At 64.2% G+C, this 25649-nt stretch carries 28 protein-coding genes; 15 read left to right on the top strand and 13 right to left on the bottom strand.

The window, feature by feature from the left end; genetic code table 11:
• Positions 1 to 52 precede the first annotated feature (52 nt).
• On the top strand, positions 53 to 934 hold the full coding sequence (locus QQ658_RS13725) for an NAD(P)-dependent oxidoreductase (RefSeq protein ID WP_286025401.1): 882 nt from the start codon (positions 53 to 55) through the stop codon (positions 932 to 934).
• A 189-nt stretch (positions 935 to 1123) separates the two neighbouring features.
• Here QQ658_RS13725 and QQ658_RS13720 read toward each other — a convergent pair whose 3' ends face one another.
• Both QQ658_RS13720 and QQ658_RS13715 read right to left on the bottom strand, forming a co-directional pair.
• Positions 1124 to 1783, bottom strand: a complete 660-nt coding sequence (locus tag QQ658_RS13720) for a response regulator (protein WP_286025400.1) — start codon at positions 1781 to 1783, stop codon at positions 1124 to 1126.
• A 129-nt stretch (positions 1784 to 1912) separates the two neighbouring features.
• Entirely contained in the window at positions 1913 to 3235 is a 1323-nt protein-coding gene (locus tag QQ658_RS13715; protein WP_286025399.1) for a sensor histidine kinase, read from the bottom strand.
• A gap of 159 nt (positions 3236 to 3394) precedes the next feature.
• On the opposite strand from QQ658_RS13715, the gene QQ658_RS13710 reads away from it, so the two are divergent.
• Positions 3395 to 5221 carry a hypothetical protein gene (locus QQ658_RS13710; protein ID WP_286025398.1) on the top strand — a complete coding sequence of 609 codons (1827 nt, stop codon included), beginning with the start codon at positions 3395 to 3397 and terminating at the stop codon, positions 5219 to 5221.
• 10 nt (positions 5222 to 5231) lie between these two features.
• Here QQ658_RS13710 and QQ658_RS13705 read toward each other — a convergent pair whose 3' ends face one another.
• Positions 5232 to 5360: a DLW-39 family protein gene (locus QQ658_RS13705; RefSeq protein ID WP_286025397.1), complete on the bottom strand. Its 129-nt coding sequence runs from the start codon at positions 5358 to 5360 to the stop codon at positions 5232 to 5234.
• 221 nt (positions 5361 to 5581) lie between these two features.
• On the opposite strand from QQ658_RS13705, the gene QQ658_RS13700 reads away from it, so the two are divergent.
• Complete coding sequence (locus QQ658_RS13700; protein ID WP_286025396.1) at positions 5582 to 6031, top strand: HIT family protein; 450 nt, start codon at positions 5582 to 5584, stop codon at positions 6029 to 6031.
• A 2-nt stretch (positions 6032 to 6033) separates the two neighbouring features.
• On the opposite strand, the gene QQ658_RS13695 is transcribed toward QQ658_RS13700, so the two are convergent.
• From QQ658_RS13695 to QQ658_RS13685, 3 genes are all read right to left on the bottom strand, one after another.
• Positions 6034 to 6666 (bottom strand): ABC-2 transporter permease, encoded by a 633-nt coding sequence (locus QQ658_RS13695; protein ID WP_286025395.1) that lies wholly within the window; start codon positions 6664 to 6666, stop codon positions 6034 to 6036.
• Complete coding sequence (locus QQ658_RS13690; protein WP_286025394.1) at positions 6663 to 7607, bottom strand: ATP-binding cassette domain-containing protein; 945 nt, start codon at positions 7605 to 7607, stop codon at positions 6663 to 6665. Before QQ658_RS13690 ends, QQ658_RS13695 begins: the two co-directional genes overlap by 4 nt.
• A 146-nt stretch (positions 7608 to 7753) precedes the next feature.
• Positions 7754 to 8227 (bottom strand): GntR family transcriptional regulator, encoded by a 474-nt coding sequence (locus QQ658_RS13685; RefSeq protein WP_286025393.1) that lies wholly within the window; start codon positions 8225 to 8227, stop codon positions 7754 to 7756.
• A gap of 243 nt (positions 8228 to 8470) precedes the next feature.
• On the opposite strand from QQ658_RS13685, the gene QQ658_RS13680 reads away from it, so the two are divergent.
• From QQ658_RS13680 to hydA, 6 genes are all read left to right on the top strand, one after another.
• Positions 8471 to 9130 (top strand): MASE1 domain-containing protein, encoded by a 660-nt coding sequence (locus tag QQ658_RS13680; RefSeq protein WP_286025392.1) that lies wholly within the window; start codon positions 8471 to 8473, stop codon positions 9128 to 9130.
• Positions 9131 to 9252: 122 nt separating this feature from the next.
• Positions 9253 to 10179: an energy-coupling factor transporter transmembrane component T family protein gene (locus QQ658_RS13675; protein ID WP_286025391.1), complete on the top strand. Its 927-nt coding sequence runs from the start codon at positions 9253 to 9255 to the stop codon at positions 10177 to 10179.
• Positions 10176 to 11048: an energy-coupling factor ABC transporter ATP-binding protein gene (locus tag QQ658_RS13670; protein ID WP_286025390.1), complete on the top strand. Its 873-nt coding sequence runs from the start codon at positions 10176 to 10178 to the stop codon at positions 11046 to 11048. Before QQ658_RS13675 ends, QQ658_RS13670 begins: the two co-directional genes overlap by 4 nt.
• A 59-nt stretch (positions 11049 to 11107) precedes the next feature.
• Positions 11108 to 11950: an energy-coupling factor ABC transporter ATP-binding protein gene (locus tag QQ658_RS13665; RefSeq protein WP_286025389.1), complete on the top strand. Its 843-nt coding sequence runs from the start codon at positions 11108 to 11110 to the stop codon at positions 11948 to 11950.
• Position 11951: 1 nt separating this feature from the next.
• Positions 11952 to 13538, top strand: coding sequence for an N-acyl-D-amino-acid deacylase family protein (locus tag QQ658_RS13660; RefSeq protein ID WP_286025388.1), 1587 nt, complete (start codon positions 11952 to 11954; stop codon positions 13536 to 13538).
• Positions 13535 to 14935 (top strand): dihydropyrimidinase, encoded by a 1401-nt coding sequence (gene hydA / locus QQ658_RS13655; RefSeq protein ID WP_286025387.1) that lies wholly within the window; start codon positions 13535 to 13537, stop codon positions 14933 to 14935. Before QQ658_RS13660 ends, hydA begins: the two co-directional genes overlap by 4 nt.
• 173 nt (positions 14936 to 15108) lie before the next feature.
• Here the strand turns inward: hydA and QQ658_RS13650 are convergent, their stop codons facing one another.
• Complete coding sequence (locus QQ658_RS13650; RefSeq protein ID WP_286025386.1) at positions 15109 to 15873, bottom strand: GntR family transcriptional regulator; 765 nt, start codon at positions 15871 to 15873, stop codon at positions 15109 to 15111.
• A 250-nt stretch (positions 15874 to 16123) separates the two neighbouring features.
• Here QQ658_RS13650 and QQ658_RS13645 point away from each other — a divergent pair, with 250 nt between their 5' ends.
• From QQ658_RS13645 to QQ658_RS13635, 3 genes are read left to right on the top strand one after another with little or no spacing between them, the layout of a single operon-like run.
• Positions 16124 to 17320, top strand: coding sequence for a diaminopropionate ammonia-lyase (locus QQ658_RS13645; protein ID WP_286025385.1), 1197 nt, complete (start codon positions 16124 to 16126; stop codon positions 17318 to 17320).
• A 3-nt stretch (positions 17321 to 17323) separates the two neighbouring features.
• Entirely contained in the window at positions 17324 to 18601 is a 1278-nt protein-coding gene (locus tag QQ658_RS13640; RefSeq protein ID WP_286025384.1) for a M20 family metallo-hydrolase, read from the top strand.
• A complete protein-coding gene (locus tag QQ658_RS13635; RefSeq protein ID WP_286025383.1) occupies positions 18598 to 19368 on the top strand; it encodes an aspartate/glutamate racemase family protein in 771 nt (256 codons plus the stop codon). Before QQ658_RS13640 ends, QQ658_RS13635 begins: the two co-directional genes overlap by 4 nt.
• Positions 19369 to 19379: 11 nt before the next feature.
• Here the strand turns inward: QQ658_RS13635 and QQ658_RS13630 are convergent, their stop codons facing one another.
• The 5 genes from QQ658_RS13630 to QQ658_RS13610 form a co-directional block, all read right to left on the bottom strand.
• Positions 19380 to 19985 carry a response regulator transcription factor gene (locus tag QQ658_RS13630; protein WP_286025382.1) on the bottom strand — a complete coding sequence of 202 codons (606 nt, stop codon included), beginning with the start codon at positions 19983 to 19985 and terminating at the stop codon, positions 19380 to 19382.
• A gap of 14 nt (positions 19986 to 19999) precedes the next feature.
• Positions 20000 to 21112: a sensor histidine kinase gene (locus QQ658_RS13625; RefSeq protein WP_286025381.1), complete on the bottom strand. Its 1113-nt coding sequence runs from the start codon at positions 21110 to 21112 to the stop codon at positions 20000 to 20002.
• A 37-nt stretch (positions 21113 to 21149) separates the two neighbouring features.
• Entirely contained in the window at positions 21150 to 21908 is a 759-nt protein-coding gene (locus QQ658_RS13620) for an ABC transporter permease (protein WP_286025380.1), read from the bottom strand.
• Between the two features lies 1 nt (position 21909).
• On the bottom strand, positions 21910 to 23001 hold the full coding sequence (locus QQ658_RS13615; RefSeq protein ID WP_286025379.1) for an ABC transporter ATP-binding protein: 1092 nt from the start codon (positions 22999 to 23001) through the stop codon (positions 21910 to 21912).
• Positions 23002 to 23126: 125 nt separating this feature from the next.
• The gene (locus tag QQ658_RS13610) at positions 23127 to 23432 is read right to left on the bottom strand and encodes a helix-turn-helix domain-containing protein (protein ID WP_286025378.1); all 306 of its coding nucleotides are present in this window, start codon (positions 23430 to 23432) and stop codon (positions 23127 to 23129) included.
• Positions 23433 to 23562: 130 nt separating this feature from the next.
• On the opposite strand from QQ658_RS13610, the gene QQ658_RS13605 reads away from it, so the two are divergent.
• On the top strand, positions 23563 to 23799 hold the full coding sequence (locus tag QQ658_RS13605) for a FitA-like ribbon-helix-helix domain-containing protein (RefSeq protein ID WP_286025377.1): 237 nt from the start codon (positions 23563 to 23565) through the stop codon (positions 23797 to 23799).
• A 109-nt stretch (positions 23800 to 23908) separates the two neighbouring features.
• Here the strand turns inward: QQ658_RS13605 and QQ658_RS13600 are convergent, their stop codons facing one another.
• Entirely contained in the window at positions 23909 to 24781 is an 873-nt protein-coding gene (locus tag QQ658_RS13600) for an HAD family hydrolase (RefSeq protein ID WP_286025376.1), read from the bottom strand.
• Between the two features lie 228 nt (positions 24782 to 25009).
• On the opposite strand from QQ658_RS13600, the gene QQ658_RS13595 reads away from it, so the two are divergent.
• Together QQ658_RS13595 and QQ658_RS13590 are read left to right on the top strand one after the other, a co-directional pair.
• Entirely contained in the window at positions 25010 to 25255 is a 246-nt protein-coding gene (locus QQ658_RS13595; RefSeq protein WP_286025375.1) for an AbrB/MazE/SpoVT family DNA-binding domain-containing protein, read from the top strand.
• Entirely contained in the window at positions 25252 to 25644 is a 393-nt protein-coding gene (locus QQ658_RS13590; protein WP_286025374.1) for a type II toxin-antitoxin system VapC family toxin, read from the top strand. The genes QQ658_RS13595 and QQ658_RS13590 overlap by 4 nt, the downstream gene beginning before the upstream one ends.
• Positions 25645 to 25649 lie beyond the last annotated feature (5 nt).

Raw genomic sequence — 25649 nt, 5'->3', positions numbered from 1 at the left:
CGCCGGTCCATTCGCATCGTCCATGAGGTCGCTGGTCCCATATTCTATGGGCATGACGACTACTCGCGTTGCGCTGCTGGGCCCGGGCAAGATGGGCGCCCCGATGGGACTTCAATTGATCGAGGCCGGGCACCGGCTCACGGTGTGGGCCAGGCGTCCGCAATCGGCTGAGCCACTGGTTGCGCGGGGTGCGGCATTCGAGCCGACCCCTCGGGCGATCGGCGAAACCTGCGACGTCATCATCGACATGCTGCAAGACCTCACCCAGCTGATTCCGTTACTGGAGGGTCCCGACGGCCTGCTCGCCGGCATCGCCTCACCGACCGTCCTGGTCGTCAGCTCGACGGTGGCGCCGGGCGATGTCCGAGAACTGGCCACCCGTGTCGGCAAGCAGACCGATGGCTTGCTGCAGGTGGTGGACGCCCCGGTTTCCGGTGGCGAGGCGGGCGCGCAGGCGGGCACCCTGTCGATCATGGTGGGTGGCGATGAAGCTCCCGCGCAGGCCGCGATCGAGGTGCTGAAGGCTTGCGGCACACCGGTGCTGTGCGGTCCGCTGGGGGCCGGCGAGGTGGTGAAGGCCTGCAACCAGATGATCGTCGGGGTCACCATGGCGGCGCTGTCAGAGGCGGCGCTGCTGGCCGAGGGAGCCGGCGTCGACGTCGCGCTGATGTATGCGATGCTCGCCAAAGGCTGGGGCGGCAGTGCGGTACTGAATGCGAAGCACGAGAAGGTCGAGAATCGCGACTACTCGAATACCGGTGCCGCGAAATTCATGGTGAAAGATCTCACAATTGCGCTCGGCGAGGCGGCCTCGTCCGGCCGGACGCTGCCGATCAGCTCGGCCGCCTTGAAGATCTACCAGAACCTCACCGAAGCCGGCTTGGGGGACGACGACCTGGCCGTCGTCCACAAGTACCTGGAGCAGAACTGCTGAAGTGGCAGGCGGCAGAAGCGTGCCCCGGGGAAGAACGCTCGCCGTAGGTTTCAGCAGCTCGCGCCAGGCAAGTCCGCTGCTGTTGAAACACGAGCGGACTTGTTTTCGGTGGGCTTTCTGCACGGTGCCGGGCGTCTGTGGTTTTCGGTGAGCGGACTCCGCAGGTGAGCGGGCGAACTCCCAGGCAGCTCAGTCGACCAGGCCGGTCTCGAATGCGATCAGGACGAGATTGACCCGGTCGCGCGCCCCGAGTTTCGACAGCAGGCGTCCGACGTGGGTCTTCACGGTGCCTTCGGCCATGAACAGGTTCGCCGCGATCTCGGCGTTCGTGGCGCCCTTCGCGATCTCGACCAGCACCTCGCGCTCGCGATCGGTCAGCACGTCGAGGCGGGGATCCTCGCGTCCGGGGGTGTCCGGCAGCCGGGGCACGACCTGCTCCAGCAATCTGCGGGTGGCGCTCGGAGCCACCACGGCGTCCCCCCGGGCCACCGAGCGGATGGCGCTCAGCAGGTCGTCCGGGCGCGCATCCTTCAGCATGAAACCGGCTGCGCCCGCCTTGAGCGCCGCGAAGACGTACTCGTCCAGATCGAAGGTGGTGAGCACCAGCACCTTGGTGGCGAGGCCGGCCTCGACGATGCGGCGGGTCGCCTCGACGCCATCCATCTCGGGCATCCGGATATCCATCAGCACCACATCGGCCGGGTTCGCGCTCAGCGCCTTCACCGTGCCCAAACCATTGGTGGCTTCGCCGACCACCGTCATGTCGTCTTCGGCGTCGATCAGCATCCGGAATCCGCTGCGCACCAGCGACTGGTCGTCGGCCAGGAAAATCTTGAGAGGTTCGGTCATATCGGCTCACCATTCTGTTGGACGTCAGGGCGTGCCTTTAGAACCAGCGCACCGCTAACTCGTGGTCGCACCCTTCGTCCATTGTTCCCCATCGCCGAGGTTGCTCGCCGCTGACCGTGCCCGGTGCCCCTACTGCCGCTGACTGCGGTGGTTATCGAACGCTGCCGGTTTTGCTTTCGCCGGGCCGGTGAGCGGCAGCGTGGCGCGCACCTCCCACCCGCCGGAGCGGCGCGGTTTGGCCGAGAGCTTTCCGCCCATCGCGGCGACCCGCTCATGCATGCCCTGCAGCCCGTAGCCGGAACCCTCCACCGGAATGGCGGCCTTGCTCTCGGCGGTCGTCTCGGCCGGGGGTGCGTCGTTGGAGACCTCGATGCTGATCGTGGTCGGCTGGTAGATCAGGGTGACATGCGCGTGCGAGGTGGGGCCGGCGTGCTTGAGGAAGTTCGTCAGCCCCTCTTGGACGATCCGGTAGGCGGTCACCCCGATCGCAGGGGTCACGGTCGGCTCACTGCCGGTGATCGACAGTTGGACGCGGTCGCCCGCCTTCGCGACCATCGCCGGAATGTCCGCCAGCCCGGGAGCGGGCCGGAACTCGGCCGGTTGCTGCTCCGAATCGGGGTCGGATCGCAGCACGCCGACGATGCGGCGCATCTCGCCGAGGGCCTCGCGTCCGGTCTCGGAAATCGTGTCGAGTGCTTCGATGGCGGTTTCGGGACGTTTGCGCGCCACGGCCTTGCCGCCGTCGGCCTGCACGATGATCACGCTCAACGAGTGCGCCACCACATCGTGCAACTCGCGGGCGATGTCGTTGCGCACCCGTGCCTCGATCATCCGGGTCTGCTGCTCGCGTTTGACGAGCTCAGATTCGTAGCGTTCCCGGGCGGCGAGCTCGCGCTCGTGGCGGGCGACCACGGTCTCGCGGTCCCGGCGTCCGAGCAGATAGGGGGTGACCGTCCAGGCCAGGCAGAACGCGATCAGGGGTGCGGCCAGTGAGAGCAGATCGGAGCCGGGCAGCGCCAGGGGATCGTCCACCGACCAGCGGATGGGACCGAGCAGCGAGCCTATGCCACCGGAGATGACGATGAGCCGCGATTCGTGACCGGCGACCCAGCGCGCCACCGAGTAGCTGGCGATCGGGACGGCGATCAGCGCCCAGGTGGGGGTGGGGACGAGGAGGACCTGGAGCAACCCGCCCAGTGAGATCAGGCCCGTCATGATCAGCGGATGTGTGCGGCGCAGTGCCAGCGGCAGCACGATCGCGATCGAGGTGAGCACCGAGGGCAGATAGAAGGGCGCTCGCGCCCCGCTGCCGACCAGGTCTCCCCAAAACGACGTGCACCCGGTGAGCACGATCGCGACGGCCAGATCTATCCGCCAGATCGACCCGTTGGAGGAGTCGACGGGGCCGTCCTCGAAGGCGGTCTGGGCGCCACCGGTTCGATCTGACTGCACTCCTCCAGAATAGGGACCGCGCCAATGCCCGCAGTGCCGCGCCGGCGGGCATTCGGACAGGTCAAGATCTGGTAACCGGCGCTTTGGCCTGCGGCTGATGGCCGGTGAGGTCAGGTAGCATGTTCGTGGGTCACCTCCACCGTTGTTAAGGACTTATTCATGGCCACCTCGTCCGCTGATCAGCGTCAGTTGACGCCGTGGCCGAAGTTCGGTTCGGGTGGCTTGGAGGCCCCTTACGTCAAACGCCTGATCGACTTCGTGAACGCCCGGCTCTATATGGCCGACCACCGGGCGTTGCTGCTTCTCAAATGCATGATCGCCGGCGATCTACCGCCCCGGCTCAATGATCAGGCGGTCGACGCCATCCTCGGGTTCCGGTTCTCGATGCTGGAGGCCGGGACCGATTCGATGACGTTGTGGACGGAGAACCATCAGGTCACCGCCGCCGTGGCCGAGTACCTTGCCGGGCAGGTGTTTCCCGACCGGATTTTCACCAACGATGGACGCTCGGGCGTCCGTCACCAGCGTGCCGCCCGGGCACAACTGATGATCTGGATGTCGGACCGATTCCGGTTCGGATTCAGCGAGTGGCTGTCCAACACCTACTACGCCTATGACATCGCCGCGCTGGCGATGCTCGCCGACCACGCCGACGATCCGGGCATGGCAGAACGCGCCGAGATGGTCATCGATCTTGCCTTGCTCGATCTTGCCTTGAACAGCTTCGGTGGACGCGTCGCGCCGTCGATGGGGCGTGCGCATTCGGAACAGATCCTGCATCCGGATGCCGCCGAGATCATGCCGGTGTGGCACAGCGCGTTCGGCGGGAATCCCGAGGTGGACATCGACAAGCTGACCAGCCTTTTTGTGGTGCGCGAGCGGTACCGGGTGCCCGCGGCGATCACCGAATTGGCAACCGAGCAGCCGGTGCGCCGGGTACTCAGCTCGCAGGGGCTCGATGTCAACGAGGTTCGCGATGAGCTACGGAATCAGCCCTTTCACCCGCGCAGCCAGAGCCTCGACCTGATCCGGTTCTGGTGGGGGCAGCAGGCCATCACCACACCGGAAACCATCGTCGACACGGCGCGGGCGATGCGCGTCCTCGAATTGCAGGATTCGCGAGTGCTCGCTCCGCTGCGCCGCTATGTCAAGCTGCCGAACCCGGTGCTCGTCTCCACCTTGCGCACCATCAACCCGATCACCACCGGCAAGGCGCTGAACCGGGCCAATGTGCAGACCGTCACCACCGGCAACTATCTGCTCAGTAGCGTGCAGCGCTACCAGCCTGGTTGCTTCGGCGACCAGCAGCATATTTGGCACGCCTCGTTGCCCGGCGAGATCGAGGTTTTCGGAACCCATCCGGGATCGTCCCAGCTGAGCCAGGACCATCGTCCGCCGACCCCGTCCAGGTGGGTGGGCAACGGCGTCAACCCGGACGCCGCTCAGCACCACAACGTGCTGCTCGTTCAGCACAACCTGCGTATGCGGCGCGGCTACTTCGAGGGGCCGCGCCAAGAGATGGCGCACATCCACTTTCCGTTCGTCCTCTTCGATCAGACCCGGCTCGGCCCGAGCTGGGTGGCCGGACGCCGCGAGAACAGCTTTATCGGCATTTTGGGGACGCACACTTTCGAGCTGGTCAGCGAATCCGAGATCGTGCAGCGTGGTCAGCACACCGGCTATGCGGTGATGGTCGGCGACGACGAAGAATATGCCTCGTTCGCCGATTTCTTGCAGCAGCTTCGGCAATACCGGTTGCGGCTGAGTGGCGACCGGTTGACATTGAGCAGCCCATTCGGACGCTTCGAACTCACCTGGTGCAAAGAGTTTCGTGTCAATGGCCGCATCGTGGAGAGTGACTACCCGCGCTACGACGCGCCCGGCGTACAAGTTCCGCGTAACCCCACCGAGATGACCGTGCGCGGCACACGGCACCGGCTGCGCCTCGACTGGTCGACCGGAAAGCGCATCTCGACTGCCGGCTGACTCGCTCGGTTCAGACCTCGTCGGTTGCGGCCGCCCACAGGTCGGCTTCCGCTTGTGCACGCTGGTGTCCGCGCCAGGCGAGGACACCAGCGATGACGGCGATGATTGCGGTAATGGTGAGGACCGGATGTTTTCTCATGAATCCACCCTAGATGAGTTTCTACAGGGTGGGTCTGCGCGGCTTCGGGCAGGTTATACACGGTCTTGTGCGCAGGAAACCGCGCGCTATCCACAACCCTGCACGGTTATCCACATCGGGTGTGGATAACCGTGCAGGTGATGAGAGGCTCGTGCTGAAGCAACCGGTGCCTCCGGGGAAAGAGGCCGGTGCGTCCGGAGCAGTTGTGAAACCATGGAGCCATGTCGACTGTCTTCAGCAAGATCATCAGTGGCGAGTTTTCCGGAATGTTCGCCTGGGCAGACGAGACCTGTGTGGTCTTCGCCACCATCGAGCCGATCACCGATGGGCACATGCTGGTCGTCCCTCGCGAAGAGGTGCCCTCGTTCACCAAGGCTCCGGACGACTTGCTGGCCCATCTGATGAAGGTGGCCGCGATCATCGGACGTGCTCAGGAAGTTGCGTTCGAGGCTCCGCAGACCGCGATGATCATCGCCGGGTTCGATGTGCCGCATCTGCACCTGCACGTGCTGCCGGCCTGGGGTGAGGCCGAGTTGACGTTCGCCAACGCCGATCACGACGCCCCGCCCGACAAGCTGACCGCGGCCACCGAGCGGCTGCGCGAGACCCTGCGGGCCCAGGGCCACGGCGCCAACGTGCCCGTTCAGATCGATCATCCCGATCTGGGATGACGCTAGAACTCGCGGGCTTGATACCACTTCAGCGAGAGTGCTGCGGAGGCGAGATAGAGCAGCACCGCGATCACCGGCAACGCGATGAGGGCCGCCGCTGATACCCACGGCACGGTGGCGATCTGGAATCCCAAGAGCGAGACCATGCCTACCAGCAGCGCCATGGCCACGACGATGATGGCGATGCTGAGGATGCGGGCCCTGGTGTATCCGAAGCGGTAGTAGACCGGCATTTGGATGGCGTTCAGCACGAGCGCGCAGGCGATGCCGCTGATGGCACCGAAGCCTATTCCGTCGAGCGAGTTGCCGGTGATCAGCCCGGAGGCGATAGCGAAGACAAGGCCCAGTATGGTGCCGGCGAAGGTGAAACCGAGCGTGTCGAGGTAGCGTCCGATGACCGCGTCGCGCCGGCTGATGGGTAACAGGCCGTACAGAATGTCGAGCCTGGCGTCCTGCGAGAAGAGGTAGCTCATCACCGTTATCGGGCCCATGAGAGCCCCGGTGACGACGAGGGTTTCGGGCACCATGGAGGTCGCGGTGAAGACGAGCAGGATGAAAAGAACAGCGAGGAACGACCGCCAATAGGGCCGCATAGTTCGAAAGTCGAGCCCGATAAAACGCAGATAGTTGGTCATTTTGATGCTCCTTGGGGTGCGGCGGCCTGGGCTGTGGTGACGGCGAGGGCCTTGACGATATCGTCGACATTCGCCTGCTCGACGACCACCGAGGCGGGCAGCCCGGCGGTCTGGTCGGCGCGCACCACGGCAGTGAAATTGGACGCCGTCGTGCGCGTCCCGATCAGGTGGCCTTGGATGGCGGGCAGATCGGAATTGGCGCCGTGCACGGCGAAATAGGATTCGGTGAATTCGTCCATCGGGCCCTGATGCGCGACGGACCCTTCGCGCAGAACCAGGATCGAGTCGGCGATCGTGCTCAAATCGGAGGGGATGTGGGTCGACAGCAGCACGCTGTGTGATTCATCCAGCATGAATTCCCTGATCACCCGCAGAATCTCCTCGCGAGCCAGCGGGTCGAGACCTGAAGTCGGCTCGTCCAGAATCAGCAATTCGGGCGCCGGGGCGAGCGCGAGCAGTAGCTTCAGCTTGCTGGTCTCGCCGCGGGAGAGCTCCTTCACCTTGGCCTTGACCGGAATGTGGAATTGCTCCAGCAGTTCGCCGGCGAGCACCTGATTCCATCTCGGGTAGAAGCGGCGCACGGCCGCGCAGGCTTGCTGCACTGTCCAATCAGGGAGCAGGTAGTCGGTGTCGAGGGCAGCACAGACGTGTTCTTTGACTGTGCCAGGGCTCGAACCGAGGACGGCAGTCTCGCCCGCGTCCGAGGCGATCATGCCGAGCAGCAACTTGATCAGGGTGGTTTTGCCCGAGCCGTTCGGGCCCACCAGCCCGAGCACCTGGCCGGTCGGCAATTCGATGTCGAGCGGGCCGAGCCTGAATCGCCCGCGGTCTTTGAGTAGGCCACGCGTGTGGATCGCCGAACTCGAAGGTGCGAATGCGTCCTTCGAATTGGGCTGAGGGCCCGGAACTTGAGTTGCGAGGGTTTGGTCATCGGGATTCATGACGGTCACTTTCATCTGGATACTGACTGAATGCCGGGTTCACTGATCAATTGAGAAGGGGCCGGACGCGTCGTCTTGGGGACCCCTCCGGGTCGATGGTCATGACGGGGCACCTGCAATGGCGCCGACCGGATGTGGTTTGAAGGTCAGCCATGCCCCGCCGTCCGTCGCTCGGTGACAGTCGGGTGCCGATCTCTGCCGCCCTGGTCCTTGGCGTGGGACCGCGATCTGGCCGGTATTTCACGAGGAGACCCATTCCAGAGTTCGGCAAGAGTCGTTTGGAGGTGGTCAAGCGAAAGATCGCCGAGTCGAGCAGCCTCAATGGCATCTTGCAGGGCCGTGGTGATGCGGGTATTGAGCCTTTCCTGCATCCGGGACGCGTTCACCGGCAGCACGAGAGTTCCGCGTCCTTGCCGGGTCGCGATCACGCCCTCGGCGGCCAGGTCGTTGTAGGCGCGGGTCGTGGTGATGACGCTGACCTGCAGGTCGCGGGCGAGCTCCCGAAGCGAGGGCAGCGCGTCCCCTTCGCGAAGCTCGCCGGAGTAGATCTGCGACCGGATCTGGTCTTTGATCTGCTCATACATCGGCTCCGCCGAGGTGTTCGATAGGACGATGTGCACATACTGTTTATATCGCGTATGCACAGTAAGTGCAAGCAGGATCGCAATGCCGGTTTCGAGCGGGGTGGCGGTTGATGGTCGAAGGCGACTGCTGGCATGCGGAGCGTTCAAATCATGCTGATTGACGGTTTTACTTGATCGTCACAGCTGTGTAACCCCTGTCGCACGGACACGTGATTCTATCTTGTTAGTTCTCATACAAGTTCCGAGATGGCTCGGAGAAACTAGCGAGAAAGGTGTGACATGACCTCCACCACCGCATCAAAGGCCACCCCCGAAGCCACCGCCACCGACACCAAGAGGCGCGAGAGCGTCTGGGCCATCCGGCCGGGAGAGGTTCGTAAATCCGGCCTCAACCACTTCGTGATGGCGGCCCTGTTCACCGGCATCGGTATCGTCGTCGGAACCTTCGGCAGCCTGGCGATCCCGCTCGGATACATCACCGCATTCTGGCCCGGCCAGGCCATTCAGACCGTCGGCGGCATCTGGTACGGCGGCTGGGGCGGCATCGCCGGGGCCGTCTTCCCGATCATCTCCAATGCGATCGCAGGCTCCGCCCCGCTGCCGGTATCGCTGGCGTACCTGCCCGGCAACCTGGCCCAGGCCATCGTCGGCGGCATCGCCTTCCGTGCGTTCAAGGCCGATCCGCGCCTGAAATCAGGACGCGACTGGATGGTCTTCACCGTGTTCGGCATCATCGTCTCCAACCTGATCGGTGCCGGATGGGGCTGCGTCGTGCTGCTCATGTTCAACCTGGTCACCCCGGGTGCCTTCTTGGTCACCTTCATCGGCTGGTTTCTCGGCAACTCCATCGCCTCCTGGGTGCTGGGCGCCGTCATGCTGAAGTTCATCTCGCCGATCGTGTTGAAGTCCAAGGCCTTCGTCAAAGGCATCTGGGCTTGATCGGAACGCTAGCCGTCTGGGTCTCCCGGGGTCGCCAGCGCCGGGAAACCCAGATCTCAAGCGGACATATGCCCGCATGCCCCGGGCATCTCAAACACCCTTCCAAAATCAGGGAGCAGATCATGACTTCGGTTGTCGTCAGCAGTCCGCCGGCCAAACTGGTCGTCACACCGGCCAGCACCAAGCCGGCCATGCAGAAAACCATCATGGGCTATGTTCCATCGGAGTCGCCGATGTACCGGCTGCATCCGGCGACCCGGTTGGTCATCTACCTGGTCAGTTCGCTGGTTCCGTTGTTCATCGAGCGCCCGGAGTTCAATCTGGTCGTGATCGGCCTCACCTTGGCGATGTTCTCGGTGGCAAACGTCAAGATGGGCAGGCTCAAGATGTTCCTGCCGATGCTCGTGACAGTCTTCGTGATCCTCAACCTGACCTATATCTTCTTCCCCCGCGAAGACGTCTCGGGATCCAGCTGGCAGTTCGGTCCGGTGACGGTCTGGGCACAGTCGCTGCTCTGGGCATTTTGCACCTATTGCCGAATCGCCGCGTTGGTGCTGGCGTCCATCTTCTACTTCAGCACCAACCGCGAGTCGGACATTCTGGTCGGCATGCGGACGTTGCGTGTCCCGTTCGTGGTCTCCTATTTCGTCGGACTCGCATTGCGTTCGGTCGGCATCTTCATGGAGGACTACCAGGTGATCAAGGAGGCCGAGATCGCTCGCGGCCTCGACACCCGGGATCTCAGCTTCACCGGGAAGATCAAGCATTTCGCGATGAACCTGATTCCGTTGTTCTCCCTGTCGATCAGGCGCAGCGAAGACATCTCGATGGGACTGTTCGCCAAAGGGGTGCGCATCTCCAACAAGGTCAACGGCCGGTCCAGGCCCGATTGGCTGCGCACTCAGTTCCGGATGAAGCCATTCGACTGGACGCTCGCGATCGGGCTGGTCGCACTCTTGCTGGGTGCGGCCGTCATCGCCTTCGCTACGCCGCTGCTCAGCCTCGGCGACTCCGTGTTCGCCCTGCTCATTCCGGGAGGATTGTCGTGAACCAGCCGGCGATAGAGATCAAGGATCTCACCTGGAGCTACGGCGAATCGGAACATAAGGCCCTCGATGGGGTTAACCTCACCCTCGACCAGGGCGAATTCGTCGGCATCGTCGGGCCCAACGAGGCCGGCAAGACCACGCTGGCCGCGGCGATGAAAGGCATCATCCCGCAAAGCTTCAACGGCATCTATCTCGGCACCGTCGACCTGTTCGGTCGTCCGATCGTCGACTACGACGCCGCCGAATGCGCGAGCCTGGTCGGCCTGGTGTTCTCCGACCCGGACGCCCAGTTCACCACGATGAGCGTCGAAGAAGAGATCACCTTCGGCCTGGAAAACATCGGCACACCGATCGAAGTCATCCAGGAGCGCCTGCATTGGGCCTGCGAACTGGCAGGGCTGGAACGGCTGCTGCAAAAGTCGCCGTTCGAACTCTCCGGCGGGCAAAAGCAGCGGGTGGCGATCGCCGGCGTGCTGGCTATGCGTCCCAAGATCATCATCTTGGACGAACCGACCTCGATGCTCGACCCGGTCTCGAAGAAGGGCGTCTTCTCGCTGCTGGCAGAGGTGAAACGCAGCCTCGACTTGACCGTGGTGGTCATCGAACACAACCTCGAGCAACTCGTCGAGGTATGCGACCGGATGATCCTGATGGAACATGGCACCATCGCGGTCGACGCGCCACTCGGCACGTTTTTTCAGCAGATTCCTGCCTCGGCCCGTGACTCGATCCGAGTGCCCGGCACGGTCACCTTCTTTGACCAGATCGAGCCGTCCGGTGAAATCACGCCGGAAGACCAGAGCGCACATCGCCCAGTGCGATTCGCAGATGTCGCGCGAGTGTGCGGGGGCATGCTGGCAGGCGTATGAGCCGGCCGAGTCTAGCTTGACCAACCATCCATCTTCTTAAACGTGACTTTGGAGATTTCATGAGTGAACCGATCATCAGCGTCGACCGGCTGGGTTTTCGCTATCCGGACGGCACCCAGGCGCTGGAGGGCATCTCGCTGGAGATCCGGCCCCAAGAGATGGTCGGCCTCATCGGCACGAACGGCTCTGGCAAGACCACGCTGTCGAAATGCCTGAACGGTATCCTCAAGGCGACTTCGGGAAAGGTCGTGGTCGACCAGATCACGGTGGACGCGAACCTGCGCTCGTCCAAGCTGATCAGCTCGATCGGTTATGTCTTTCAAAATCCCGACCATCAGCTGTTCAACAACAAGATCTACGACGAGATCGCGTATGCGCCGAAAAACCTCAAGCTATCTGCCGATGAGGTCGACCGACGAGTGCGGGAAGCAGCGCAGATCGCAGGCATCTCGGAAGACCTGTTCGACGAACACCCGTTCTTTCAGACCAAGGGTATTCGGCAGCGCATCGCGATCGCCTCGATCCTGTCCCTCCGCCCGAAGGTGATCATCGTCGACGAGCCGACCACCGGCCAGGACTACCGGCAGTCACGCGAGGTGATGGAGTTTCTGCGCGACCTGAATGCCAACGGCCACACCATCATCGTGATCACCCATGACATGGACATCGTTGCCGAATACACCGACCGCGTCATCGCGATGACCCACGGCAAGATCATCTTGGACGGGCCGACCCGCGATGTGCTGTCGGCCACCGACGTGATTGCCGAAGCCGATCTGCTGCCACCGTTGGTCACCCGGCTAGGGCAGCGGTTGCCCGGTGCCCGCTTCAGTGGTCGGGCGCTGTTTCCGGACGAGCTGGTCGCCGAATGGCAAGGAGAATCGGTGGGGGCGAACCGCTGAGATGTCGGCTGATCTTGTTATTCGTGGCGCGAAGGTTCACACCCCGGCAGGATTCGTGCCCGCCGATGTCGTGGTGGCAGATGGACGCATCGACGGTCTGGTGTCGCCCGGCGAGACCGTGGCGGACGCCGCGACCGTGCTTGGCGCCGGATGCTGGCTGACCCCGGGATTCATCGATTTGCATGCCCATTCTGCATTGCGCAGCTTCGACGAACCCCAGATGGCGGCCAAGGTGTCGCAGGGCTTTACCACCCAGCTGATCTGCCCGGACGGGCTCGGCCCGGCGCCGGTGGACGACGCCCATCTGAACGATCGGCGCGACTATCTGGCGGGGCTCGAACCCAGCACCCTGGGAACCTGGAGCTGGCGAACATTCGACGAGTACCTCAGTGTGCTGGACGCGACGGTGCCCGCCACCGACCTTGTTAGTTGTGTGCCGCACAGCGCGCTGCGCCAGGTCGTGATGGGAGATGATGACCGGGACGCCACCGTCGGAGAGCTTCGGGCGATGCAGGAGCTGGCCGATGTCTGCCTCTCGGCAGGCGGCGCGGCGATCAGCTTCGGCATGATCTACGCACCGGGAATGTATGGGCACGGACGCGAACTCCGGGCGCTCGCCCAAATTGCCGCCAAGCACGGCGTCGCGCTGATTCCGCACGTGCGCAACGAGGCAGGTGAATCACTGGCGGCGATGAGCGAGTTCATCGATGCCTGCCGCGGCACGGGCGCCCGGCTGCATATCTCGCACCTCAAGCTGATCGGCAACGAGACCTTGTTGGACGAACTGCTGGGTCTCTTGGAGACGGCCGCTTCCAGGATCGATCTGAGCGTCGACCAATATCCCTACGGGGCAGGCTCCACGCTGCTCACCGCGCTGCTGCCGCCCTGGGCGATGGACGGTGGACCCTCGGCGGCGCTTGCGAGGGTCAACGATCGGGCCGTACGCAAAAAGCTCGCTGCTGACATGAACCATGGCTTGCCCGGCTGGGAGAACCTGTTCGGCTCGTGCGGCCCGGAGCAGGTCACCATCACCCAGGCCAGGGGCCTGGACGAGGTCGTCGGATGCACCGTGGCGCAGGCCGCAGACATCCTGCACTGCGACCCGGCCACCGCCGTCATCGAGATCTGCGCTCGCACCGATCTCGACGCCGCCATGATCGATCACTACTCGAGCGAACGGGTCGTCCACGAGATCTACCGCAGGTCGGGGTCGATGCTGGGCAGCGATGGCGTGTTCAACCCGTCACCGCATCCCCGGCTCTATGGGTCGACCGGGCGGTTCCTCGGACGCTTCGCGATTCGCGGCAATCTCGCCCCGGTGACCGAGGTCATCGAGCGGATGACCGCTCGTCCGGCAGCCATGCTGGGCCTGGCCGATCGTGGGGTCATCGCACCAGGCCGGCGCGCGGATCTGGTGCTGTTGAACCCGCAGGAGTTCGTCGACACTGCCTCCTTCGAGAACCCGTGCAGTTACACCACCGGCGTCTACGGGGTCTGGGTTGCGGGCCAAAAGGTCTGGACCGGCGCCACCCCGACCGGAGCCAGGCCGGGTCACGTCGTCCGCATCGGAAAGGGAGACACACTGTGAGCACCATCATTCGTAGCGGAACCGTGGTTGGGCCGTATGGCTCGTCCGTCACCGATCTGAGGATCGACGGCGAGCAGATCACCGCGCTGGGCTCGGTCGTCGAGAGCCCGGACGACCAGGTGATCGACGCCACCGGATGCCTGGTGTTTCCCGGTGGCATCGACACCCACACCCATCTCGACCTGGCCACTCAGGGCACCACCACCGTGGATGATTTCAACACCGGCACCAGGGCCGCAGTACTCGGTGGCACCACCCTCGTGATGGATTTCGCGACCGCGCAGAAGGGCGAGACGCTGGCCACCGGGCTGGCCAACTGGAACGCCAAAGCCGCCGGAAAGGCCTGGTGTGACTACGCCTTTCACATGGCGATGCTGGAATGGCCGGAAGGCCGGGCCGATGAGATGCGGGCAATCGCCGCCCAGGGCGTCACCTCGTTCAAGATGTATATGGCATACCGCCCGGCGATGATGGTCGAGGACGACGAGATCTTCCAGGCCCTGCAGGCCACCACGAGTTTTGGTGGCACGATCGGGTTCCACGCCGAGAACGGGCGGCTGATCGACGAGCTGACCAAGTCCAGGGTGGCGTCCGGGCAGACGGGTGCCTTCTACCACCAGCACACTCACCCGGTGGAGGTCGAGCGCGAGGCCATCAGCCGACTGGCGGCGATCAGCGAACTGGCGGGCCATGTGCCCTGCTATGCGGTGCACTTGAGCAGCGCGGCCGGGCTGACCGAGGTGCTGCGTGCAAACGGGCGCGGCGTGGCGATGCGAGCGGAGACCTGCCCGCAATACTTGTTGCTGGACTCTGGCTCGTACGGCTCGGCCGAAGGCAGTGAGCTGAACGAGATTTCCGGCTTTGTGATCAGCCCACCGCTGCGAGAAGTCTCGGATCAGGACAAGCTGTGGGACGCGGTGGCGACCGGTGCCGTGCAATTCATCGGCACCGACCATTGCGCCTTCAACGTGCACGGCCAAAAGGATGCCGGCGGCGACGACTTCCGGACGATCCCCAACGGCGCCCCGGGCATCCAGTTGCGCATGGAGTTGCTCTACACCTACGGGGTGCTGACCGGACGCATCTCGCTGGAACGTTACGTCGAATTGAACGCCACGAATGCGGCCCGCTACTTCGGGGTTTACCCGCGCAAGGGGATTCTTGCACCCGGTTCGGATGCCGACGTGGTGATCTATGATCCTCGCGGCATCCGTGTCGTGCACCAGAGCGATCTCGACGAGAACGTCGACTACACGCCCTACGAGGACTGGACGATTACTGGTCGCGTGCGCGACGTCTTCGTCCGAGGTTCGCAGGCGGTGCGTGATGGCGCACTGGTGGGCTCCCAGTCGGGCCAGTTCATCGGCTGCGGCCCGTGCGATGGGAGGATCCGGTGAGCGCCCGATCTCTGGCCCAGGCCGTGGCAGGGTCGACGATCGGTCCGGAAGCCATGGTCTTCCTATTCGCGAGACGTGAAGGCGGGCACGAAGTTCCAGTGGTGTTGTCGCATTTCGTTCGCTCGGAGGCTTGTGCCGCGCCGCCCGCTGCGGCGCACATCGGCGGGTTCAGTTCAGAACGAATCCCGGTTTCTGCGGAACGAGAACTCAAAGGCACCGGGCAACAGCCACGATTCGCTGCGGTCGATGAGGGTGCCCGCGCGGCTACACGTCATCTCGCTCATCTGCAGGGTCGGACTGCCGATCGCCGCATCAATGTGGCCGGCGAGCTGCTCATCAATGATGACCGGCTCCAGTGTGGAGTCGGCGAACTGGGCAAGGTCGCGTCCGATGAGGATGTCGAGCACCGAACCGGTGCGTCCGAACTCTTCGGACAGCTCGTCTCGGGTAAGCACCTGAGCGGGAACATAGTCGATGATCCAGGCGACCCGCTGCCCGCCGCGGGCCTTCGACCGGGAGAGCCTGGTGAGGTGTTCCTGCTGGTCGGAGGCGAACGATTCGCGTGCCGGGTCGTCGTCCGGGCAATCCTCGATGACCAGATCGACGGTGTCGAAGGCCTCGCCGGCCTGCTCGGCATAGCTGTCGAACGAGACGAGCCTGGTCAGGTGCGAGGCGATGGTCTTCGCCCGGGGCAGCACGATGGAGCCCGAGCCCCGGCGGGTCTGGATGAATCCCTGCTCAGCGAGCGACTGCAGGGCCGAGCGCACCGTCACCCGGGACGCGGCGTAGGTCTCGCACAACTCGGCCTCCGACGGAAGCTTGGCGCCTGCCGAAATCTCACCGGAAAGAATCAGGTCGTCGAGGATCGCATTGCGGATCTCGGTTTGCAGCGGCATTCGTTGCCGGATCCTGGCGGCGTTGGTTCCACGAGCGGCCATCGTTCTCCTTATATCAGGACCGCGAGCCGTACTGCCCGGGTTGTTGCGGGTGTCCCGGTCGGGTGTGGGCGTCCGATTGACGATGCTGCCGATCAGATGCTGCAGACATCGTCTGCACCACACGTACGTTGCGAAGCAGTCACCGAACACCTCGACCACGCTTGTCAGCCCGACATCACCACCCTAGTCATTCCTCTCATAAACCGCCATAATCAGTCTGCTATTAGTTGTCCTACAAAGGAGACCGCGCATGCTTCCCATTGCTGATGAAGCAGTTGGCCACGACCCATCCGCGCGCGCCCTAGCTGAAAGCCGGCAGATAGCGGCTCCGGGGGCCAATTATGTGCTGCGCAATCCTCTGGCAGATCGCACCGCGGCCGGTCTGCCGGATGCCGTGTGCCGCGGCTTTCATGCGTCGCTACCCGGCTTCGCGGCGACGCCGGTACGGGAAGCCCTGGCAACGGCCGAGGCCCTCGGGGTGGCGAAGGTGCTGGTCAAGGACGAATCCGACCGGCTCGGGCTGCCGTCGTTCAAGATCTTGGGCGCGGCCTGGGCGGTCTGCAGGGAGCTGGCCGAGCGCTGGAGGCTCGGAGATGCCGCGGGGTTGAGGTTCGATGATCTGGTGCGGGCAGCGGTCGATCACCCCGGGTTGACATTGGTGGCGCCGACCGACGGCAATCACGGACGCGCCGTCGCCCACATGGCATCTTTGCTCGGGCTGCCCGCGGTCGTCTTGATGCCGGCCGGGACGGCTCAGGACCGGATCGACGCCATCGCAGCTGAGGGGGCTGAAGTCCGGGTCACCGAATTCGGCTACGACGACACCGTCCGGATGGCCGCCGCGATGGCCGACGATACACACGCGGTGATCTCGGATACGTCGTGGCCCGAATACACCCGGGCACCCCAAGATGTGATCGACGGCTACGCGACCGTTGTCGGCGAGGTGACCGATCTCATTGCTGCCGGGGCGCTGCCCGAACCCGACGTGGTGGCCGCTCAGATCGGAGTCGGTGGATTCGCGGCGGCGGTGGCCCGAGGCTTCGCCCATCGTCCGGGCCGATTGATGGTGGGGGTCGAACCACTGGATGCGGCCTGTGTGACGGCATCCGTGGCCGTCGGGCGGATCATCTCGCTCCCCGGTGAACAGCGTTCGGCGATGGCCGGTCTGAACTGCGGCACCCCTTCGGATATCGCCTGGCCGGATATCAGTACCGGCTTCGACGCCTTCTCGGTGATCGACGACGCATCCGCCGAACAGGCGATGCGGCTGCTCGCTGAAGACGGTATCGCCGCCGGTGAATCAGGTGCCGCCGGCCTGGCAGGGTTGCTGGGCAACCGCGGAGACCTCGGCCTGACAAGCAGTGACACAGTGCTCGTCTTCCTCACCGAAGGACCGACCGATGCCCGGAACTATCGCCGAGTTGTCGGCGGGATGGAGGAATGAGCGATGACCATCGAACAGCAGCGAACCGAGACCGTGCGCATCGACCAAGAGCGGCTGTGGGCCTCTCTCACCGAACTAGGTGAGGTCGGCGCTTACTTCGACGCCGAGACCGAGCTAATGGGGGTACGGCGGCTGGCGTTGTCGGACGAGGACATCGCCGGACGACATCTGGTGGTGCCCTGGTTCGAGAAGGCCGGACTCGAGGTCAGCTTCGATCGGATCGGTAACGTGCGGGCCCGTCGTCCGGGTCTGGATAACACGCTGGCGCCGGTGGTCATCGGCTCGCACATCGATTCGGTCGCCACCGCCGGCAGATTTGACGGCTGCCTCGGAGTTCTGGGTGGCCTCGAGGTGATCCGGACGCTCAACGATCACCAGGTCGAGACCCTGCGTCCGATCGAGTTGGCGATCTGGACCGAGGAGGAGGGCTGCCGGTTCGGCACCGACATGCTCGGCAGCGCGGTCGCAGCCGGACGAATCAGCGAGGTGGACGCCCGGGCGCTCACCGATGCGCAGGGCATCTCAGTGGGATCCGAATTGGACCGGCATGGCCTGGTCGGTGATCGGCCCGTTCCGGTGGCACCGCCCGCCCACTACGTGGAATGTCACATCGAACAGGGGCCGATCTTGGAAGCAGGAGGGTATGAGATCGGTGTGGTCACCGGAGTGCAGGCCATTTTGTGGCATCGGCTGACCATTCGCGGCCGCGCCGCCCACGCGGGAACCACCCCGGACGCGCTGCGGCACTCGGCGGTGCTGGCGGCGTCCCTGGTGACCGTGAAGTTGGACGAGATGGTCAAGTCGGGCGACTACGGGGCTCTGCTGGCCAACGTCGGACGCTTCGACACCTCGCCCAATCTGGTCAACATCGTGGCCAGCGAGGCAATCATCACCGTCGATTTCCGCAATCCCGACGAGGAAGCCATCCAGCGTGCCAGCGCCGACCTGCTGGCCTACTGTTGGGAGGTCGAGGAGCGGTGCGGGGTGACCATCTCGTCCGAGATCACCGCGCACACCCCGCCGGTGGAGTTTTACGACGAGGTGATGGACGAGGTCGAGCAGGTCGCGAACCGGTTCGGGTTGAGCAATCGGCGGATCATGTCGGGAGCCGGGCACGATGCCGGTGAGATGGCGGCGATCTGCCCGACAGGCATGGTGTTCGTGCCGGGCAGGTACGACGGCATCAGTCACAACCCGCGCGAGTACTCGACGCCCAAGGCCTGTGCCGACGGCATCAATGTGCTGCTGCAGTGCGCGGTGACGTTCGCGAATCAAGAGTGAGAATCCTGGTTCTGAACCCGAACTCGTCCGCGGCGACCACCCGGGCGCTGGCTCGGGTGGCCGAGAACTGGGCGCGGGTCGCGGGCCATCAGGTGGTGACCGAGTACCTGCCAGAAGCTCCGGAATTGCTCATCACCCAGGCTGACAACGACCGGGTTGCCGGTGAGATCTTGCGCCGAGGTGACCGGCTCGGGGTCGAGGGATTCGATGCCATGGTGGTTGCTTGCCACGGAGATCCGGGGTTGCCGGCCGGTTGGTTGATCACCCCGGATGGCTGTCCGGTTGTCGGGATGGGCTGGGCGTCCATAACCGAGGCGGCGGGTAGCTCCCGGTGCACCGCTGTGAGTGATCTCCGGCCGGGATCATCTGATAGCCGCGTGCCGGACAAGGACTCTCATGCGAGCTATCAGACGTCGATTTGCGGACCAGGCGCAGCGACGGAGCAGCAACTCTGGGGTGTGCTCTGCGTCAGCGCCGATATCGCCGATGACAAGCTGCAGCAGGTCGTCGGTTACGGGTTGACCATCGACAAGGCGGTCGTCCGGGGTGCTGTCCGGCGCGATTATGAGTCGGGCAGCACCGTGGCCTTGGAGTCGCTGCTCGGCGAGGTGAACCAGTTCGCCGATCTTGGCGTGAGGGTGGTGCTACTCGGTTGCGGGGCGATGTCCGGCCTTGCCGATCAGGTGCGCGCACGAACCGGCATCGAGGTGATCGAGCCGCTCACCTCGGCCCTCGACCGAGTCGTCCTCTTGGGTCGTGCTGCCTGAACGTGCCCGCCTCAGAGCCAGCCGTTGGCCTCGGCCTGACGGACTGCCTCGGCGCTGGTGGAGCAGCCGGTCTTGCGGATGGCGCTCGATAGGTGGTTGCGGACGGTGCCTTGCGACAGCGAAAGGCGTTTGGCGAGGGCGGACGCGGGTGCCCCGTCCTTGGCGGCACGCAACACCTCCTGCTCGCGGTCGGTGAGCGGATTGGCGCCATGCGTCAGCGACTCGACGGCGAGTTCGGGGTCGACCACCCGAAGTCCTGCGTGAATCCTCCGCACGGCGTCCGCGAGTTCGGACGCGGGAGTGTCCTTCACCACGAAACCTTGCGCCCCGGCGTCCAGTGCGCGGCGCAGATAGCCCGGCCTGCCGAACGTGGTGACGATCAGACACCGGCAATCCGGCAGCGCCGAACGTAGCTCGGCCGTGGTCTCGATACCGCTCAGCCCCGGCATCTCGATGTCGAGCAACGCAACATCGGGACGCGACTCGAGGGCGGCCTGAACGACCTGATCGCCACGCCCCACCTGTGCCACCACCTCGATATCGGGCTCGAGGTCGAGTAGCGCGGCCAGCGCGCCGCGCACCAGTGCCTGGTCGTCAGCCAACAAGATCCGGATCATGCTGCGTCCTTTTTTTATAGCGCGACCGTGAGCTTGGTGCCGCCCTCGGCTGGTGTGACCAGAGTGACGGTTCCACCGGCCTCTTCGACCCGTTCCCGCAGACCCCGCAGGCCGTTGCCGTCGTGGGTGCCGGCCAGCCCGCGTCCATCGTCGGTGATTGCCAGCTGCCGCGCGCCGACCTCAACCCGGCACCGGGTGGCACCGGAGTGCCGCACCACATTGGTGACGGCTTCGCGCACCACCCAGGCGAAGAGCACGCGGAATCGCGGATCCACCTGGGCCACCTCGCCGGTGATGGTGGCCGAGACGCCGGCGTCGGTGAGCACATCGTGCGCGGCGTGCAACTCGTCGTCCAGCCGCCGGGCGCGGAGCGAGCCGACGGTCGACCGCAACTCGGCGATGGCCTCCCGGGACAAAGCCTGGATCTGGGCGACCTCGTCCTTGGCGCGTGCGGGGTCGGTGTCGATCAGCCGGCCGGCGAGCTCCGCCTTCATCGAGACGACGGTGAGCGAATGGCCGAGGATGTCGTGCACGTCACGGGCGACCCGTTCTCGCTCGCGGGCGATGAGTAGTTGGCGTTCGGTCTCTTCGTGGGTGGTGCTCACCTGGATCACGTAACGGGTGACTCCGGTGAACAGTCCGACGATCGCGGCGATCAACAGAATCGACCAGGCGTATCCGAACTGCCCGCTGAACCACGCCGCGGCCACCATGACCGCCAGCACGGCTCCGGCGGTTGCGAACGCCGTACGCAGCGGCAGATGGAAGATCGAGAAGGCCATGATGAAGATGCCGCAGCCCAGCGTGTTGATGCCGATGACCGGGCTCACCACGGCTGCGATGAGAATCAGGACGCCGAGCACGACCCATTGCCGCGCGTACCTGTCCGCGTCCGCTATCGAGGTGAAGAAGACCACGTAGATGACCGCGAAAGCGACGAGCAGCGCCACGCACGCGTAGCGCAGCCAGGGTGCCACCGGGGCCTCCAGGGCAGACATGATCGGGTAGGCGAGGAAGAAGATCCAGGCGCCGCCGAGCATGCGGCCCCACCTGGGCCACGGGTCCGTGCCGATGGTCTGGGGCGCGGCGTGAGCGGGTGGTGCAGCTGGGTCATCGTGATCTGACACGCTCGCTCCTTGTTCGATGCCTCCCATTATCGGTGAATCACTGCCGCTCGCGTGACCTGCGCACCAGCAGAATCGCGGCGACACCGAAGATCAGCAGCCAGGCTCCGACGTTCGCGAGAATCTGCCACAGCGGCTGGACGATGAGTTCGCCGGTGCTCTGATCGAGGTCGTTGCCCTCGGTGAGCGGACGCCGGGCGAGCGCGGCCAGGCCGTACAGCGGCGTGAACTTGGAGAAGGTCAGCATCGCCCCGCTCAGCGGCATGAACACGTTGCCGAGGAATCCGAAGATCACCACCATGCCGGAGGCGATCCCGACGGCGTTCTCGGAACGGAACAGGAATCCGACCATCAGGCCGTACAGCGAGAACAGCATGGCGCCGAGCAGCACCAGGCCTGCGCTGGCCGGCCACACCCATCCGATCGCTTGCGCGTCGGAGAAGTAGCCGATGAGGTAGATCAGCGCGATCGGCAGGGCGGCGACCGCGGTGCCGACCAGTGCCTTGGTGATCACGAACCGGCTGTCGGGCATCGGGGTGAGCCCGAGTTGGCGTCCCCAGCCCTGCATCCGCTCGACCGCGGCCAGCCCGCCCACCGAAGTGGTGGCGGTCACCGCACCGTAGGCGGCCATGTTGATCATCACGTACATCGACACGTTGCCATTGCCGATGTCGTAGGTGCCCCACTCCATCGAGACGCCGAAGATGTAATACATGAAGGCCGGGATGCCGATGGTGAACATCAGCGCGGACGGGTCGCGCAGCGCCCGCTTGAGTTCCAATGCGAAGTAGGTTCCCATGTCAGGCCTCCTCGGTGCCGCGTGCGGGTGAGGTTCCGGCGGCTGGTGCGGGTGCGCCGTGGTCGCCGCTCGTGCGGCTGTCTCCCGGGGTGAAATCGGACGCAGGCCCGGCACCTGGCATCGGCCCCTGTCCTGGGTGAGCGTCTAAATCGGACGCGGTTCCCGCATCTGGCGCGGGTCGTTGCCGTGAGTGAGCGTCGGAATCGGATTGGGTGAGTGCCATGAACGCCGCTTCCAGGCTGGGCGCGGTCACCTCGATGTCGTGCCCGCCCCAGGCGAGCACGTCGGCGAGCAGGGCGTCCGAATCGCTGGTTTCCGCCGTGATGGCGCGAGTGTTGGTGACGACTCGTGTCACGCCCGGGTGGGCAGCCAGTCTCGGTTTCACGGACGCTGGGTCGTCGTGGACGAACGTCACCGTTCGGACGTTGGTGAGCGCGCGGATCTGCTGGGTGGTGCCGTCGGCGATGATCTCGCCGCGGTTCATCAGCACGATCCGGTCGGCGAAGGACTGCGCCTCCTCGAGATAGTGCGTCGCGAAGAGCACCGTCCGGTGAGATTCGGTGCGCATCGCGTCCCAGAACGTGTGCCGGGCATTGACGTCCATACCGGCGGTGGGTTCGTCGAGGATGAGCAGGTCGGGGTCGGGCAGCAGGGCCAGGGCGAAACGCAGCCGCTGCTGTTCGCCGCCCGAGCATTTGGAGACTCGGCGTTTGGCCAGGTCGGTGATGCCGGCGCGCTGCATCACATCGTCGACTTCGAGGTGGCTGGGATACTGCGCGGCGATCACCTCGACCGTCTCTTGCACGGTGATGTCCCGCAACAGCCCGCCAGTTTGCAGCACGGCGGAGACGTGGCTGTGAATGATTGCCTGCCGGGGCGCCATCCCGCAAACCGCGAGCGTCCCCGAGGTCGGCTGGGTCAAACCGAGGATCATGTCGATGGTCGTGGTCTTGCCCGCACCGTTCGGGCCGAGGAAGGCGACGAGCTCACCCTCACCGACGGCCAGGTCGATGCCCGCCACCGCGTGCACCGGAGAAGACGAGCGGACGCGGAACGTTTTCGAGAGGTTGTGCGCCTCGATGACGGTGTCCATGCGTCCATCGTGACCGGGATCGGCGTCAGGTGCCGATAGGCGCTGTCACGACCTCACCATGACAGTTGTCACGGGCGCAGTGCCGGTTCGATCTCCGCGTTCAGGTGCCGTTGATGCGTCCGGAATCAACCAATGAGATAGCGGGTATCGCCGAACGAGGCTTCTAGAGTGAGGGTTCCCCCGAGAGCTTCGACATAGCGGCGCAAGGTGTCGACCTGTGCCTTATCAACTTCTCCGATTTCGATCTGAGAAACACGGTTCTGCGAAACATTCAGCTGATTCGCGAGCTCTTTTTGAGTGATGTGTTGTTCGTCGCGAAGCTCACGGAGCCGTGCAGCCCGCACCCGCTTGCGCATGTGCTCAGCGATCTGCTCAACGACTTGTTCGTCAATGGGACGGCGATCGAGTTGTTCGGTCAGAGTACGTGTCATTTCCTCAGCCTAGGGGCAGTCGATTGGGCTCAGATGTTGAGTCAGATGCGCCGCGCTTCTTCATCCGCGACGAGGCGAGCGACTTCGGAATCACAAGCAGTGCGAGCATTGCTGTCAGGAGGTGTTTGATGTGAGCACACTAATCATCCGGCAGGTGAAGGATCAGACGTACGAGCGGCTACAGGCCCGCGCCGCCAAACATGGACGATCGGTGGAGGCTGAAGTCCGCGCCATCTTGGACGCGGCCGTGGACACACCTCAAGACAACTTTTTGTTGGCCCTCCATGAGGCGATGCGCACCGCGGGCGAGGTCGGTCTTCCGCTCGTCGGCCGCACCGACATGCCACGGGAGGTGGACCTGCCGTGATCTTCGCCGACACGAATGCCGTATCCGAGTTCATGAAGACCGGCTCCGATCCGGTGTTGATGTGCTGCGGGTCGTCAATCCATTCGAGACATGAGTCCGAATTGGTGAATCAGGCCCCTGCTGTCTGGCTCTCCGCGCCGCTTTGGCTGCGGGACCCGTCTGCCGCGAGGGAATCGCCCCGCGCGACCTCGGCGAGGACCTTTTGAATGACCGCGACCACCCCGAACTCGTCGTTCGATGCGGCCTGGAAGCGTGCCCGGTCGCGCACCTCCTGCTCGGCGTTGGCGACTGCGTAGGAGTAGTAGGCCTCGTCCAGCATCTCGATGTCGTTGAACGTGTCGCCGAAGGCCATCATCTGCTCGGGCGTCAAACCGAGATGGGACGCCAAAACCCGTAGTCCGTGACCCTTTGATACACCTGGATTCATGATGTCGACCCAGACTCTGCCGCCGATGGTGACGGCGAAGTCGCCCTCGTAAGCCGGGCGAAAGACGCGGTCGGCGCGCTCGATCGCGTCCGCATCGGGACAATAGACGGTGAACTTGTCGGCTTTGGCGCTGACCGTGCCGAGGTCGTCGACGAAGGTGAGTTCGGAGTAGAAGGTGCGCAGAAACTGTTCGTGCGTCCGGAAGTGGGATTCGACATAGGCAGTCTCGATGCCGCAGATGATCGGGACGCCATGAGTCTGCTCATGGGTGAGGGCGATCATCGCCTGGTAGTCGGTGGTGGGCATCAACGACTCGAAAAGCACCTTGCCGTCAAATGTGACGGTTCCGCCGTTGTCGCCGATGTAGGCGATGCCCGGCCCGCCTTTGGGGAACATCGACTTCAGCGTGAAGTAGGGGCGCCCGCTTGCCGCGACGAAAACGATCCCAGCCTGATTCAACCGCTCGACGTAACTATGGAAGTCCGGCGGCAGTTCGCTGGCTTCGGTAAGCAACGTGTGGTCCATATCGGACGCGATCAAGCGGATATCGGGCATCATCTGCTCCTGTGCTCGGCTACCCCCTCAGGGTACAGAGGGCGATCGCTGTTATCGCGGACGCGAATCCGGGACCCGCCGCAACACAAAGATGCCGATCACTGCGTAGATCACGAACTGCATCAGAGCCCAGTGCGGATATCGGGCAGCATCGGCTGTTGAGCGGTCCGTCAGAAGGCCACCTTGCGATGCGATAGAGACCTCCTTACCCTTGAGTAAGGAGGAATTATGGCGACAGGAACGATAACCAGCAAAGGTCAGATAACAATCCCGAAAAGCGTGCGCGAAGATCTCGATCTGAAACCCGGTAGCCGCGTCCAATTTGTGAAGACTGCCGATGGTGGATACGAGCTGCGCCGGGAGCATCGTCCGGTCAAGAAGTTAGCAGGTGCCCTTCGTTATTCCGGACCTGCGAAATCCCTCGAGGAGATGGACCAGGCGATTGCCAGCGGGGCTGAGGATTCGCAGAAGTGATAGGGCTTGACACCAATATCGTCGTGCGCTTTCTCACCCAAGATGATGCCGCCCAGGCTCAACGTGCGACGGCTGTTTTCGAACGGCTAACCGAAATCAGACCGGGATTCATTGCGACAGTTGTCTGGGCCGAGGTCTATTGGGTGCTGACCCGTGCCTATGGTTTTGCGAGGTTGGACGTCGTGGCTCAGCTGTCTGAGCTGTCCATGGCTGATGAGATCCGTGCTGAAGATCCGTCGTCCGTTGCATCGGCGATTGCGGCTGCCGGAAAGGGCGCGGACTTTCCGGACGCGTTGATCGCGTCCGTTGCCGCACGGGCCGGATGCGATGAGGTCGTGACCTTCGATCGCCGAGCATCGGCGAAGCTCGGCTGGCGATTGCTCACATAGTCGCC

Origin of the sequence: Propionimicrobium sp. PCR01-08-3 (assembly GCF_030286045.1) — a bacterium.
Taxonomy (GTDB): Bacteria; Actinomycetota; Actinomycetes; order Propionibacteriales; family Propionibacteriaceae; genus Brooklawnia.
Note: the sequence above shows the minus strand (reverse complement) of the source record. Positions and strands in the feature narration are given on the sequence as shown.

Excerpts from the sequence above, each read along its gene's own strand:
- QQ658_RS13725 (WP_286025401.1), top strand. The coding sequence starts at position 53 with ATGACGACTACTCGCGTTGCGCTGCTGGGCCCGGGCAAGATGGGCGCC.
- QQ658_RS13720 (WP_286025400.1), bottom strand. The coding sequence starts at position 1,783 with ATGACCGAACCTCTCAAGATTTTCCTGGCCGACGACCAGTCGCTGGTG.
- QQ658_RS13710 (WP_286025398.1), top strand. The coding sequence starts at position 3,395 with ATGGCCACCTCGTCCGCTGATCAGCGTCAGTTGACGCCGTGGCCGAAG.
- QQ658_RS13705 (WP_286025397.1), bottom strand. The coding sequence starts at position 5,360 with ATGAGAAAACATCCGGTCCTCACCATTACCGCAATCATCGCCGTCATC.
- QQ658_RS13700 (WP_286025396.1), top strand. The coding sequence starts at position 5,582 with ATGTCGACTGTCTTCAGCAAGATCATCAGTGGCGAGTTTTCCGGAATG.
- QQ658_RS13695 (WP_286025395.1), bottom strand. The coding sequence starts at position 6,666 with ATGACCAACTATCTGCGTTTTATCGGGCTCGACTTTCGAACTATGCGG.
- QQ658_RS13690 (WP_286025394.1), bottom strand. The coding sequence starts at position 7,607 with ATGAATCCCGATGACCAAACCCTCGCAACTCAAGTTCCGGGCCCTCAG.
- QQ658_RS13680 (WP_286025392.1), top strand. The coding sequence starts at position 8,471 with ATGACCTCCACCACCGCATCAAAGGCCACCCCCGAAGCCACCGCCACC.
- QQ658_RS13675 (WP_286025391.1), top strand. The coding sequence starts at position 9,253 with ATGACTTCGGTTGTCGTCAGCAGTCCGCCGGCCAAACTGGTCGTCACA.
- QQ658_RS13665 (WP_286025389.1), top strand. The coding sequence starts at position 11,108 with ATGAGTGAACCGATCATCAGCGTCGACCGGCTGGGTTTTCGCTATCCG.
- QQ658_RS13660 (WP_286025388.1), top strand. The coding sequence starts at position 11,952 with ATGTCGGCTGATCTTGTTATTCGTGGCGCGAAGGTTCACACCCCGGCA.
- QQ658_RS13650 (WP_286025386.1), bottom strand. The coding sequence starts at position 15,873 with ATGGCCGCTCGTGGAACCAACGCCGCCAGGATCCGGCAACGAATGCCG.
- QQ658_RS13645 (WP_286025385.1), top strand. The coding sequence starts at position 16,124 with ATGCTTCCCATTGCTGATGAAGCAGTTGGCCACGACCCATCCGCGCGC.
- QQ658_RS13640 (WP_286025384.1), top strand. The coding sequence starts at position 17,324 with ATGACCATCGAACAGCAGCGAACCGAGACCGTGCGCATCGACCAAGAG.
- QQ658_RS13630 (WP_286025382.1), bottom strand. The coding sequence starts at position 19,985 with ATGATCCGGATCTTGTTGGCTGACGACCAGGCACTGGTGCGCGGCGCG.
- QQ658_RS13620 (WP_286025380.1), bottom strand. The coding sequence starts at position 21,908 with ATGGGAACCTACTTCGCATTGGAACTCAAGCGGGCGCTGCGCGACCCG.
- QQ658_RS13615 (WP_286025379.1), bottom strand. The coding sequence starts at position 23,001 with ATGGACACCGTCATCGAGGCGCACAACCTCTCGAAAACGTTCCGCGTC.
- QQ658_RS13610 (WP_286025378.1), bottom strand. The coding sequence starts at position 23,432 with ATGACACGTACTCTGACCGAACAACTCGATCGCCGTCCCATTGACGAA.
- QQ658_RS13600 (WP_286025376.1), bottom strand. The coding sequence starts at position 24,781 with ATGCCCGATATCCGCTTGATCGCGTCCGATATGGACCACACGTTGCTT.
- QQ658_RS13595 (WP_286025375.1), top strand. The coding sequence starts at position 25,010 with ATGGCGACAGGAACGATAACCAGCAAAGGTCAGATAACAATCCCGAAA.